We start from the raw sequence: 13078 nt of genomic DNA, 5'->3' as shown, positions 1-13078 counted from the left end.
CATTAATTTCACTTTTGAGACATCCTCTACCATCTATGAATAAGGTGTTTTGCCTTTTTTTGGTTCCTTCTTCTGCTCATTCGTTTCTCCAAGCAGTCTTTTTAATTCTTTCATTCTTTTTTGTGAAACGAGAATATATAATATGTCTTCTTTCTCTATGATCGTTTCACCGTACGGCGTGATCAATTCCCCGTTCCTTATAATCGCGTTAATAAGCACATCTTTCGGAAACGTAATTTCAGCTAATGTTTTTCCTACGATTTTCGCCTCTTCATTCACTTGATACTCAATGATTTCAGCATTTGCTTGACCAATTGAAACGAGTTCCAGTGAATGAATCGGTGTCACCTTTTTCGGTCCAGTTAGACCTAATTTTTTCGCAAAAGGTGTAATCGTTGAGCCTTGTATTAATGCGGAAGTCAAAACAACGAAAAAGACAACATTGAAGAACATTTGCGCATTTTCAAGCCCAGCTATCATCGGAAAAGTCGCTAATACAATCGGTACAGCTCCACGCAAGCCAGCCCATGATAATAATGTTCGTTCTTTTAATGTAAACTTCAAACCAATTGTAGAAATAAAGACAGCTAATGGACGGGCGATAAGAATTAATACGAATGACAAAGTAAGTCCACTGACAATGACTTCGATTGTTAGCAGCTGTCCAGGAAATACAAGAAGTCCGAGAATAATAAACATGAGAATTTGCATCATCCATGCAAAGCCTTCATTGAACCGGAATATTGAATGCCTGTATGTCAGGTCGTTGTTTCCGATTACGAGTGCAGCGACATAAACGGCTAATAAGCCGCTACCTCCAATGATTGTCGCAGTACCGTAAGTTAATAGTGCAAAACTAAGCGCAAAGATCGGATAAAGACCACTCGAATCTAAGTTTATTCGATTTATCGCCCATGAAGCAAACCAGCCAAGTCCGAAGCCAATCAAAAGTCCAAAGCCCATTTGTGAGAAAAACGAAGTGATTAACAGAAGCGGTCCTTTGCTTTCTATGAGGAGTAATTCAATGAACGCTAACGTTAAAAACATTGCCATCGGATCGTTTGTACCTGATTCAGCCTCGAGTGTAGCACCTAATCTTTGGCTAATATTTTGACCTTTCAATACTGCAAATACAGCTGCTGCATCTGTGGAGCCAACAATTGCTCCAAAAAGTAACCCTTCTCTCCAAGAAACATCTAGTACGAGGATTGCGGCAACTGCTACTACAAAGCTCGTAATGATAACACCGACAGTAGCGAGCAGGATTGATGGCAGCATGACTGGTTTAATCGTCGTCCATTTAGTCGATAAACCACCTTCAAAAAGTATGATGATAAGTGCGAGGATCCCGATTGCTTGAGCTAATGAAGCATTATCAAAATAAATGATTCCAAGGCCATCACTTCCAGCAATCATTCCTAACATAATAAACAATACGAGGGCAGGGACACCGATTCTCGTTGAGAATTTCGTTGTTATAACTCCGATAATTAAAAACAATGCAAGGAGTAAAATAAGAGAATCTGTATTAATGACATTTTCAAACATGAATCATTATCGCCTCCTTTTTATTACAAGTTGACATCGACACGAACATCATTTTGTTTGACTGACTTAACTCCAATATAAGCAAGTGTTTCTGCTTTTGTTGTATGATGGAAGATTTTTTGCAGTAAAGAAATCGCAACACCTTTACGGTACGCATGATAACCGAATGTTTTTCGTAAAGTATGTGTCCCAATTTTGTCCTCTATTCCAGCATCACGTACTGCCTGAAGGATGATTCGATATGCCTGCTGTCTTGTGATCGGAGAACTGTAACTCTTTGCCGATTTAAATAAAAAGTCGCTAGAGGAGAAAGAGGTGTTTTTTATATAAGTGATTAACGCTTCTTTCACTTGATCATTTAAGTAAAAAGCTGAGTAAGCTTTATCTTTCCGTGATTCTGGACATAAAAATTCTTTTACACAATCACGATCAAAATCATAAACTTCTGATATTTTTAAGCATAGCAATTCACTACTTCTTAAGCCTGTATTAATGCCAAGCACAAATAACGTATAATCTCGTAGCGATTTTTTCAGAAGAATATTCTTTATTTCTTTAATTTTTGCTATATCTCTTATTGGCTCAACATATTCCATTGAGTCGACCTCCTATGTTACATAACAATATTTTATCATAGGGTTATGTAACATTCTACTCATATGCTTATAAATGAATTTATATTCTTCGGTGCCCGGCACCCGCTACTGGAGATTTATTTCTATCCATGAAACTCGCAATCAACTCGAGGTAATAACAGCAAAGAAAACGAAAAGACCAAAAAAAGAGCAGTAACTTCAAACAGAAGCCTGCTCTTTCGTCATATTATTTATTTTTACCTTGTTCCTCAGAATGCCCCCAGCATTCGGTTCCTTTTAAATCAGGAATATTTTTCGCGTAAAATACTGGATTTTTCCCCGTTGATCGTTGATTTGTATAGTCATTTAACACATCAAATGCTACTTTGCCAATGAAGAATATGACAATTAAGTTGAGCGTGGCCATCAATCCCATAAATAAGTCTGCCATATTCCAAACGATACTAACTTCAGCTAGTGCACCAAACATGACCATAATCAATACACCAACACGGTACACATTTAACCAAGCTGTACTGTTGCCGATAAACTCGATATTCGTTTCACCGTAATAGTAGTTCCCGATAATCGAACTGAATGAGAAGAAAAGGATTGCGATTGCTACAAAGTATGGAGCCCATTCTCCGACATGAGTCGCCATTGCTGATTGTGTTAAAGCAATCCCTTCACTTTCACCTAACTGGTAAACATCAGTTAATAATATGACAAATGCTGTTGCAGAACAAATAATAATCGTATCGAAGAATACGCCTAAGCTTTGAACAAGTCCTTGTTTTGCAGGATGACTAACATTCGCTGTTGCCGCTGCATTTGGAACACTACCCATACCTGCTTCGTTTGAGAAGAGACCACGGCGCACACCTTGCATGATTGCAGCACCGATTCCTCCACCGAGTACTTCATTTACACCGAAAGCATTTTGAATGATCAGCGTAAAGACAGCCGGAATTTCAGTAAGGTTCGTGATGACAACGTAAAATGCAAGAATTAAATACAACACTGCCATCACAGGTACGACGACTTGTGTTACTTTCGCAATTCGTTTTACTCCGCCAAAAATGACGATCGCTGCAACGACAACAATAATTATTCCTAACACAAGCGGCTCAATTCCGAAAGCATCGTCAAATGCATGTGTAATTGTGTTTGCTTGAACAGAATTAAATATAAAACCAAAACATAAAGTGAGTAAAATAGCGAAAACGATTCCAAGTCCGCGTTTATTCATAGCTTTCTCCATGTAATAAGCAGGTCCACCACGGAATTGATCACCATCTTTTACTTTATACACTTGAGCTAAAGTGCTTTCAATAAAAGCTGTCGCCATCCCAATAATTGCAATGAGCCACATCCAAAATACCGCTCCAGGCCCACCAATTGCAATAGCAAGAGCAACACCGGTTAAGTTCCCTGTACCTACTCGGGATGCGGTACTAATCGTAAATGCTTGAAAGGATGATATTCCATTTTCACTATCTTTCTTCTCAGTAATAACGCGAAACATTTCCCCAAACATACGAAACTGCATAAACTTCGTTCGAATTGTAAAATACAGCCCTAATCCGAGTAATAAAGCAATTAATATGTACGCCCAAAGCAGCTCATTACCATAATCAACGATCCAATTTACTCCATCTAAGAACATGCTTTAATCCTCCTTGAAAGTCATGATGTAAAATATAGCAGTATAAAAGATATTCAACATTTTCGCAAAAACAGAACAACATTGCAATATGAAATATATAATGAGATCGACTGAAAAGACCTTTAACTATTCCATATATCACCATCCAATTATATTCTCGTAAAGCCTGGATATTCTCACTTGTTTTCTATATTTAATGAACTCCACGAGTCTAATTTTGAAGTCTTCGTTATTAAAACGTGTCTTTCGATTGTGTCTGAGACCGCCATTCATAATGTACAAATGAACAAGCTTCTCCTAAAAATTCAAATTTTTCACCCTCTACTTTAAGCAGGTTAAATCCATTGTTTTCTAACACTTTTTGCGAGGCAATATTATTTGTTGTCGTTTTCGCCTGAACGCTTTCAATCCCATAACTTCGAGCAGCTTTAATTAAGATTTCTTTAACAGCATTCGTTGCAACCTTTTTTCCTATGTAACCTTTTCCGATTCGATATCCTAATTCGCATTGAGTCCCTTCTTTATTTACGTCGATTAAATTAATTCTTCCGACCAAATTTTCATCACTGTCAAAAATGAGATGAAAGTATGATTTTTCTTCTGCTTGCTCTTTTAATAACTCACCTAAAGTAGATTGAAAACCGTCTTCTGTATAATACTTATCTCCCCTTCCAGGTACCATCGTTTCAAAATAAGACCGATTCTCTCTTTCAAAATCAAATAATCGCTTCTTATGTTCCTTACATAATTTCTCTATCTTTATTCTCATCATGTGCAAATCCCCCTCTAACCATTCCTTAAATGATCATACCAATTAAACAAACTTCTGTCTCCTCCATTAATACAGAGACTGAGGAAACAAGAAAACAGTTAAAAAGTTAGGCCCTCACCGTAGTGAGAGCCATTTCTTATTTATCAGGTTTTTATATTGGGGTTGATTGTGCAAAAAACAAGAAAATATAAAAACATTGACTGGAGCCATTTTTCAGTCATTATTGGCCAGTTCTCTCCAACCAACCTAAAATATTCGACAATATTCGGGAAGTGCCTGTCACTTAGCATTCGGTTAAATAATTTGAAGTTTCCACTGCTTTACGTATTTGACGCAACTGGATAACACCGTCTCCCATCATTCCTCGGCTCATGAGTAAATCTGTCGTCAGTATACATCGGATGTAATGGTTCAATCCCTAGCTTTCCCCCATAATCCATAGCGTATGGAAGAATTTCTCGAATCCCTTCCTCCACCTGTTTTCTCGCTGTTATAATGTCTTTATTTGCAGACGGACCGCAAACTAATACGAGAACTTCCGCTCCCAATTCTGCTGCTTCATCTATTGCTCTTTTGTTCTCCTCAATATTTTCTTTGAATTTTTGTCTTGATCCCTCAGGAAACATTCCGCCACGGCATAAACTTGAAACGTTTATATATGAATCACGTACTAGTTGTTTTTTTTTCAAAGCCATATTCTTTTATTTTATGTCTCCATATCCCAATGTACGGTATTCCGCTTCGCTGACAACCATTAATAGCCTCTTTTACGTTCCATTGCTCAGTCGTGATTTGATTGAGACTCAACCTTTGAAAGTTATCCAAAACACCACTCCCCTTTTCAACATTACTCGAACATTTCTTTACATGATTCAAAACCCTCTATTCGATCCCACTTATAGCTAATACACTTTTCATACGCTTAGCTGCCAATTTAGGATCTTCAAATAAGCCTGCTCGATCTGCTAGAACAAAGAGATCTGATAAATGAATGATCGAACGAGCACTTTCTGCTCCACCTACCATCCGAAAATGAGTTTGGTGTCCATTAAAAATTCCATAAAGACATTTCCGGTTTTGTAAGAGTAAGTCGGTTTTTCAAAAATGTGCTTCGATAATGGAACGGTTTTCTCTAATAGAGCATCATATGTCCTCATATCTCCTGCATCCAATGCATGCATGGCAGCGGAAGTAGCTGGAGCAATTACATCGAAAATACCAAGGAGTGCATCACTGTATCCATGTTCGTCTCCTTTAATAAGGGAAGGGTAATTAAAATCATCACCTGTATACATCCTTACATTTATAGGTAGAAGCCTAACATTTTAATTTCTTTCTCGTCATCAAGGAGGGAAATTTTAATGCCATCAATTTTATCTTGATTTTTCCGGATTACTTCCAGACATAGATCCATCGCCTCATCTAGATGAGAGTGTCCCCAATAATTTCTTAGTGCAGGATCAAACATCTCTCCAAGCCAATGGATAATAACCGGTTCAGATACTTGTAATCCTTCTACCTTTTTGGCTATTTCTTACTCATTATTTCGATCACGATAAAGAATCCCTCAGCACAAACGACCAAGGGAGTTCTATCCTTTTATCCGTTTTATCCTATTCATTACTGAGCATCTTCTCAATTACTTTTAGGGAAGAAAGGGCGTCTTCACCAGTCACACTAGGCTTTTTATCATAGATGATCGCATCAACAAAAGCATCAATCACTCCCGTGCTCGTTTGGTTATCATTTGTCTGAATAGGTTCAAGTTGGTATTTTTTTAACTCGCCATCCTTCGTTTCAACAATTAGCTGGTCGAGAGGGTCATGATAAATTTTAATAACCCCTTTTTGACAGTAGATTGTTGTTGAATTATCCTCTGCACCGTAATAAGTCCATGAAAAAGAAGCTGTTCCTAACCTTCCTTTCTTCGTTCTTAATGCGCAAACGACGTTGTCACAAACTCCAATTCGTTCTCCTTTTTCATTTTCTTTATCTAGTGCTCCAGAAAAACTGTACACTTCCTCAATATCATCATTTAATAAAAAGTGAATTAAATCGATTTTATGAATGCCCAGGTCACCAGCTACGCCAGAATAAGATCGTTCTTTTTTAAAAAACCACGTTGAATTCGATTTATTTACGCCCCAGTTTTCAGGTCCTTTATGACCGAAAGATGTTTTAAAAGTTAGCACGTCCCCTAATTCTCTCGAGTCGATAATCTCTTTTGCTTTTTGATGCGCTTTCGTAAAACGTTGATTATGATCAACCATTAACTTTTTCCCTGACTCCCTTTGAGCGGCTAAAATCTCTTCAGCATGTGTAACATTAATCGCTAACGGTTTTTCACAAAGAACATGTTTATTATGACGTAGCGCATTCGTAGTATGAATATGATGAGCCTCATTTGAGGAACAGTCACTAATGGCCACGATCGTTGGATCTTCATACAGCTCTTCTACTCTTTCAGCTACTCGACCTTCAAACTCTTTTGCAAGTGCTTGCGCACGTTCTATATGACGATCGTAGAAAATGATTTGGTCTACGTATCGGTTAGCTTTGTATTCTGGAGCATGACGAAACCTCGTAATCGAGCCGCATCCAATGATTCCAACATTTATTTGTTTCACGTTAGGTCCTCCTTAATCCCTTTTTTGAAAAAATACAGCCACAATAATAATTAATCCTTTAACAAGACCTTGAAGGTGTGGAGAAATATTCATTAAATTCATCGTGTTGTTTAATACACCTAGCAATAATACCCCAAATAAAGTGCCGATCACTTTTCCTTTCCCGCCAGTCATCCTAGTTCCACCGATAATGACAGCAGCGATTGCATCAAGTTCATATAAATTTCCTGAACTAGAGGAAGAAATAGAATTCAACCTTGAAGTCTCAATAATCGCTGCAATACCAACTAAAAATCCACACAATGTATAAACGCCTATTTTAATTCGGTCAACTCGGATTGCAGATAAAAGAGCTGCTCTTTCATTACTGCCGACTGCATAAACATAACGGCCAAACCTTGTTTTTTTCATTAAAATATAGACAGCAAATGTTAAGAAAAGGAAGATAATAATCGGTAAGGATACAATACCGAGCTTTGTATTTGCGATTTTCGTAAACCCTCCCACTTCACTGGCTATACTCCCGCCATTAGCATTGTATAATGCGATTGACCTGGCTCCAGCCATCATCCCGAGTGTCGCAATAAAAGCAGCAATTTTCGCTTTTGCAACAAGTAAACCATTAAGAAACCCAGCAGCCGTTCCGACAGCTAAAGCTGTTAATATAGCAACGAAAATACTTTCAGTTGCATTTAAAGATAATACAGCGAAAACACCAACCATTGCCAGCACCGAACCGACAGAAAGGTCAATCCCTCCAGATAACATGACAAGAGTCATTCCAAGTGCGATAATGCCAATTGTTGATACTTGCATTAAAATATTCATCTGATTTTGAAGAAGCAGAAAACGATCATTCATAATTGCTGCTAAAATATAAATCATGATGAAGGCTATAACAACACTATACTCGCTCCAAACCCAATTTAATTTCGATATTTTACTCGGTTGATGGTCATCTATTTGTATTTTAGCCAACGCTTTCCGCCTCCCTCTTTGAACCGGTTGCGTATTCCATCATTTTTTCCTCTGTTAAATCTTCACGATGAAATCGTCCCGTTATTTCACCTTGGAACATAATATTGACTCTATCGCATACTCTAAGAATTTCTGGAGCTTCTGAAGAGAGAATAATAATTGCTTTTCCTTGGTCCGCTAAACTCATAATATGTTGATAAATTTCATTTTTAGCGCCAATATCAATCCCTTGTGTTGGATTATCAAAAATTAAGATATCCCCTGCTACTTCGAGCCACTTTGCGATTACGACTTTCTGCTGATTCCCGCCACTAAGTGAATCAATCGTTACATTTGGATTGTGTACCTTAATATTTAATTTTTCTTTATAATGCTTGAACGTGTTTTTTTCCCTTTTTGAACGAATAAATCCGTTCGATTCAAAGTGCCCTAGCGATGATAAACTCATATTTTCAATGACATTTAAATCTTTTACGATCGCATTTTCTTTGCGATTTTTTGGTACAAGTCCAATTCCAGCACGAACGGCTTTTTGCGGATGATTCATTCTTACAGCCCGACCATTCACTTCAATCACACCGCGATATTTATTCCGAAAACCGAAAATGCTTTCAAACAACTCGGTTCTGCCATCTCCGGCAAGACCAGTAAATCCTACTACTTCACCTTTTGATACTGAAAAATGAATATTTTTAAACAGACCGTCACTCGTTAATTCTTTTACTGTTAAAACAGGTTCACCGTCATTTTTTTCATGATAAAAATTGTCAGATGATACTGCTTTTCCAACCATTAGTTGTGTGATGGCTTCTAAATCAGTCTCCGTTATTTTTCCATGACCTACGCGATAGCCATCACGCAGCACTGTGAATTTGTCACAAACAGCTTGAATTTCTTTTAATTTATGAGAGATATAAATGATAGAAACACCTGAATTTTTTAGGGAGCGCATAATGTCAAAGAGGCGATTTACTTCATTGTCTGTTAATGAACTTGTCGGTTCATCCATAATAATGATATTTGAGTCCTGCAATAATGCCTTTCCTATTTCAATCAATTGTTTGTAAGAGGTATCTAGGTCTCTTACATACGTTTTAGGGCTAATGTTCACTCCTAGCTTCGTTAGAACTTCGCCTGTCTGTTTGCACATTTCATCAATATTTAGAAAGCCCCATTTGTTACGAAGTTCACTTCCGAGAAACATGTTTTCGTATACTGTTAAGTCTGATACAACATTTAGTTCCTGGTGGATAAAACTAATTCCATGTTCCTGTGAAATACGCGGACTTTCCATTTTGACTATATGTCCTTCTAATTTTATCTTGCCGTTATCAGGTTGATGGACACCACCTAAAAGATTCATAAGTGTTGATTTACCAGCACCGTTTTCTCCTAATAAAGCATGGATTTCTCCTCTATTTAATATGAAATCAACACTGTGTAAAACTTCTACTTGATTAAAAGACTTTTGGATTTTAAGCATCTCTAATATACTTTCTCGTTCCACCGTTCTCCTCCCCCAATCGAGAGATTGAAATTTTATATATTTTTCTCCTTTGAGAAATACGATAAATGCCAAGCATCTATCGTATTTCCGTTTTACAATCAGCTGTCATCCTATTTAATAAGAGATATTAATAAACTCCCTATTACAAATTAAAATGCTGCATCTGGATCATAATGGTCATCAACATTCTCTATCGTAACTGGAGTAGCTGGAATAATGACTTCTTCACTTTCGGGCTCTTCGCCATTTGCTAAATCAGCTCCAATGATGACACCGTCTTTCACCATTAAAGGAGAGTAGAGAAAAGTTGCCGTTACTAAACCGTCTTCTTTAATAATGTCATAAACATCTTTACTTCCTGCAGCACCTGTAACGAACTGGATGTCCGTTCGATTTGCTTCATTGATCGCTTGGATGACTCCTAACGCCATTCCGTCATCTTGAGTATAAACAGCATCAATTTCAGGTTGTGCCGTTAAAATATTTTCCATCACTTGTAATGACGTTTCCGTTGAAAAATCCCCAGATTGAGAGGCGATAATTTCTATATCTGTTCCTTCAATGGATTCTAAAAATCCATCACTTCTCTGTTGAGTTACTGAGTTGGATGGACCTGTAATTTCAACGACCTTTCCGCTGCCGCCTAATTGTTCAACGAAATATTCACCTGCGTTAATCCCAATCCCTTTATTGTCACCTTTAACGACAACTGTAGCCGCATCATTTGTTAGTTCACGGTCAACGATAACAAGAGGAATATTCGCTTCTTCAACTTGTAACGCCACTGGAGACAATGCATCAGATTCAATCGGGAGCATCACAATTGCATCAACACCTTGTGCAATTAAATCTTCAACATTACTAGCCTGTGAAGACGGGCTATCTGCCGTTGTAAAAACGTAGTCATCAATCGTGCCATCTTCAACAAGTTCTTTCGCTTGGTCCTCAGCATTTTGTATGAGTGCCCCCATCCATCCATGTGTGGCAGATGGCAATGCAAGTCCTAAAACTGTTTCCCCATCACTGCCAGAACTGCTTTCAGAGCATCCTGTTGCAACAACGACTAAGAAAACGATTAAACATAACCAACGCTTCATCTAAACCTCTCCCCTTTGTTTAGTATATTTACCCCAACGTAAACGCTTTCATATGAGGCTAACTGACCGATATTAAATCGATTTTAATATCGGTTCGCCAGTCTCAGGTAATGCTATCCCATAGTTGACTCACGAATGACTAACTCATGATCTAAAATAATATTTTCGACTTTGTTTCCTTTAATTTTATTAATAAGCATGTTTGCAGCTGTGCAGCCCATTTTATACATCGGCTGGGAAACCGTAGTGAGCGTTGGATTCGTCATATTTGAAAAACTAATTTTATCGAATCCTACAACAGCAACATCGTCCGGAACTTTTAACCCGCTTACATTTAATTCTTTTAACGCTCCTATCGCTAATGTGTCAGAAACAGCAAATACCGCAGTTGGTCTCTCCTTTTGTTGAAGAAGTTTTCTCATTGCCTGAATACCGTTATCAAATTCTAAATGCTCCGTATTATATATCCACTCCTTTCTAATCGACAGATTAAACTCCTGAAGAGCTCTTTCATACCCTTGCCTGCGCTGGCGAGCATACAAAAACTTTTCATCAGAATTAATAAGCGCAATTTTTTCATGACCTAATTTAATTAAATGTTTAACAGCGTTGTACGCTGCTACATCGTTATCAATCGTGACATAAGGAATGCAGCCACCTTCTTCATATTCACTACATTGGATAATTGGATATTGTTCAGCTAACTCGTTCAGCTTTTGCATATTTACTGCTGGATCCATCGAAATAACCCCGTCAGCTAGTTTATTTTTTACCATATTGAAGTAAATGTTTTCTCGTTGAGGGTTAGAGTCAGTTTCACAAAGGAGAATATTATAGTTGTTGCTGATTGCTGTGTCTTCAATGCCGTTAATAATCTTTGTATAAAAAGGGTTTGAAATACTAGGGATTAACACAAGTAAAAGACGACTTTCTGAATTTCTCAGATTTCGGCCTAACATACTAGGTTCATAATTTAATTCTTTAATTGCCGCTTCAACTTTAAGTCTTGATTTCGGTGAAACGGTCGCATTATTATTTAATACTCTGGAAACGGTAGCTACAGATACTCCAGCTTTTTGAGCTACTTGTTGAATATTTGCCAAGACGCATCCTTCTTTCAATTGTTATTATTTAAGTATGTAATCAAAATGTAATCGATTACAAAAATAATTATAGAATTTTCAGATTTATTTGTCAATATACATTTTTATCGGTATTTTTTCAAATATTTCTACTATTTCCATTGATTTTGAACTACATTTTGCTTAACATATTATGTAACGGTTTACATTAAGCGCTTTCATTAATGGGAGGGATTTGTATGAAGTTAGGTGTTTTTACGGTTTTATTTTCTGATAAAAGTTTCAAAGATATGTTAGATTCTGTATTGTTTAGCGGAATTGAAGCGATTGAGTTAGGCACAGGCGGATATCCTGGAGATGCTCATTGTAAAGTCGACGAGCTATTAGAGGATGAACAAAAACAAACAGCATTTTTACATGAAATATCAAGCAGAGGTTTAATTATTAGTGCATTAAGCTGTCATTCCAATCCCCTTCATCCACAAAAACACATTGCAGAAGCAGCTGATTTATTATTCGAAAAAACGGTCCGACTAGCTAATAAACTTAACGTCCCTGTAGTCAATACTTTTTCCGGTTGTCCTGGAGATCATGAAAATGCCAAGTATCCAAACTGGCCAGTCTCCCCTTGGCCAAATGATTTTCAAGAAATGTTAAAGTGGCAGTGGGAAGAGAAAGTGATTCCATATTGGAAAGAGAAAGCTGCTTTTGCAGATAAGCTTAATGTAAAAATTGGTCTTGAACTACATGGGGGATTTTCTGTTCATACACCTGCTAATTTACTTCGTCTAAGAAAAGAATGCGGCCAAGCCATTGGTGCAAACCTAGATCCGAGCCACATGTGGTGGCAAGGCATTGATCCCGTTGAAGCGATAAAAATTTTAGGACGTGAGCATGCGATTCATCATTTTCATGCGAAAGATACGATTATTGATCAGCCTAACATGAATCGTAACGGATTAACTGATATGACACCATATACAAATATGCAAGAGCGTGCATGGTATTTCCGAACAGTCGGCTTTGGTCACGATCAAAAAGTATGGGCTGACATTATCAGTACATTGCGTCTTTATGGTTATGATGATGTTGTCAGTATCGAACACGAAGATGGCCTCATGTCAATTGAAGAGGGATTCACAAAAGCAGTCGAAAATCTTAATCCTGTAATCGCAAAAGAATCCGTTAGTAATATGTGGTGGGCTTAAGATCACGATTAGAACATG

At 37.5% G+C, this 13078-nt stretch carries 12 protein-coding genes and 1 pseudogene; 1 reads left to right on the top strand and 12 read right to left on the bottom strand.

Annotated elements, in window-relative coordinates; all coding sequences use genetic code 11:
- Positions 1–33 precede the first annotated feature (33 nt).
- The 12 genes and pseudogenes from CD001_RS11675 to CD001_RS11625 form a co-directional block, all read right to left on the bottom strand.
- The gene (locus CD001_RS11675; RefSeq protein ID WP_096187901.1) at positions 34–1548 is read right to left on the bottom strand and encodes a potassium/proton antiporter; all 1515 of its coding nucleotides are present in this window, start codon (positions 1546–1548) and stop codon (positions 34–36) included.
- A gap of 23 nt (positions 1549–1571) precedes the next feature.
- Positions 1572–2144 carry a tyrosine-type recombinase/integrase gene (locus tag CD001_RS11670; RefSeq protein ID WP_096187900.1) on the bottom strand — a complete coding sequence of 191 codons (573 nt, stop codon included), beginning with the start codon at positions 2142–2144 and terminating at the stop codon, positions 1572–1574.
- A gap of 226 nt (positions 2145–2370) precedes the next feature.
- On the bottom strand, positions 2371–3789 hold the full coding sequence (locus tag CD001_RS11665) for an alanine/glycine:cation symporter family protein (protein WP_096187899.1): 1419 nt from the start codon (positions 3787–3789) through the stop codon (positions 2371–2373).
- 232 nt (positions 3790–4021) lie between these two features.
- Complete coding sequence (locus CD001_RS11660; RefSeq protein WP_257009796.1) at positions 4022–4561, bottom strand: GNAT family N-acetyltransferase; 540 nt, start codon at positions 4559–4561, stop codon at positions 4022–4024.
- A gap of 320 nt (positions 4562–4881) precedes the next feature.
- Positions 4882–5250 (bottom strand): sugar phosphate isomerase/epimerase family protein, encoded by a 369-nt coding sequence (locus CD001_RS11655; protein WP_257009795.1) that lies wholly within the window; start codon positions 5248–5250, stop codon positions 4882–4884.
- Positions 5225–5386, bottom strand: coding sequence for a hypothetical protein (locus tag CD001_RS26910; RefSeq protein WP_257009794.1), 162 nt, complete (start codon positions 5384–5386; stop codon positions 5225–5227). Before CD001_RS26910 ends, CD001_RS11655 begins: the two co-directional genes overlap by 26 nt.
- A 57-nt stretch (positions 5387–5443) precedes the next feature.
- Positions 5444–6068 (bottom strand): annotated as a pseudogene (locus CD001_RS11650) (DUF993 family protein); the annotation flags it as partial.
- A gap of 106 nt (positions 6069–6174) precedes the next feature.
- A complete protein-coding gene (locus tag CD001_RS11645) occupies positions 6175–7188 on the bottom strand; it encodes a Gfo/Idh/MocA family protein (protein ID WP_096187898.1) in 1014 nt (337 codons plus the stop codon).
- A 12-nt stretch (positions 7189–7200) separates the two neighbouring features.
- The gene (locus tag CD001_RS11640; protein WP_096187897.1) at positions 7201–8166 is read right to left on the bottom strand and encodes an ABC transporter permease; all 966 of its coding nucleotides are present in this window, start codon (positions 8164–8166) and stop codon (positions 7201–7203) included.
- Positions 8159–9673, bottom strand: a complete 1515-nt coding sequence (locus CD001_RS11635) for a sugar ABC transporter ATP-binding protein (RefSeq protein WP_257009793.1) — start codon at positions 9671–9673, stop codon at positions 8159–8161. The genes CD001_RS11640 and CD001_RS11635 overlap by 8 nt, the downstream gene beginning before the upstream one ends.
- A 149-nt stretch (positions 9674–9822) precedes the next feature.
- Complete coding sequence (locus CD001_RS11630; RefSeq protein ID WP_096187896.1) at positions 9823–10770, bottom strand: substrate-binding domain-containing protein; 948 nt, start codon at positions 10768–10770, stop codon at positions 9823–9825.
- Positions 10771–10883: 113 nt separating this feature from the next.
- On the bottom strand, positions 10884–11873 hold the full coding sequence (locus CD001_RS11625) for a LacI family DNA-binding transcriptional regulator (protein ID WP_096187895.1): 990 nt from the start codon (positions 11871–11873) through the stop codon (positions 10884–10886).
- 218 nt (positions 11874–12091) lie between these two features.
- Here CD001_RS11625 and CD001_RS11620 point away from each other — a divergent pair, with 218 nt between their 5' ends.
- On the top strand, positions 12092–13060 hold the full coding sequence (locus CD001_RS11620; protein ID WP_096187894.1) for a sugar phosphate isomerase/epimerase family protein: 969 nt from the start codon (positions 12092–12094) through the stop codon (positions 13058–13060).
- Positions 13061–13078 lie beyond the last annotated feature (18 nt).

Origin of the sequence: Evansella halocellulosilytica (genome assembly GCF_002335745.1) — a bacterium.
Classification (GTDB): domain Bacteria; phylum Bacillota; class Bacilli; order Bacillales; family Salisediminibacteriaceae; genus Bacillus_CA; species Bacillus_CA halocellulosilytica.
The sequence above is the reverse complement of the archived record's forward strand: the minus strand, read 5'-3'. Positions and strand labels throughout refer to the sequence as shown.

Coding starts and splice junctions, on each gene's coding strand:
- CD001_RS11670 (WP_096187900.1), bottom strand. CDS start 2,144: ATGGAATATGTTGAGCCAATAAGAGATATAGCAAAAATTAAAGAAATA.
- CD001_RS11660 (WP_257009796.1), bottom strand. CDS start 4,561: ATGATGAGAATAAAGATAGAGAAATTATGTAAGGAACATAAGAAGCGA.
- CD001_RS11675 (WP_096187901.1), bottom strand. CDS start 1,548: ATGTTTGAAAATGTCATTAATACAGATTCTCTTATTTTACTCCTTGCA.
- CD001_RS11630 (WP_096187896.1), bottom strand. CDS start 10,770: ATGAAGCGTTGGTTATGTTTAATCGTTTTCTTAGTCGTTGTTGCAACA.
- CD001_RS11620 (WP_096187894.1), top strand. CDS start 12,092: ATGAAGTTAGGTGTTTTTACGGTTTTATTTTCTGATAAAAGTTTCAAA.
- CD001_RS11665 (WP_096187899.1), bottom strand. CDS start 3,789: ATGTTCTTAGATGGAGTAAATTGGATCGTTGATTATGGTAATGAGCTG.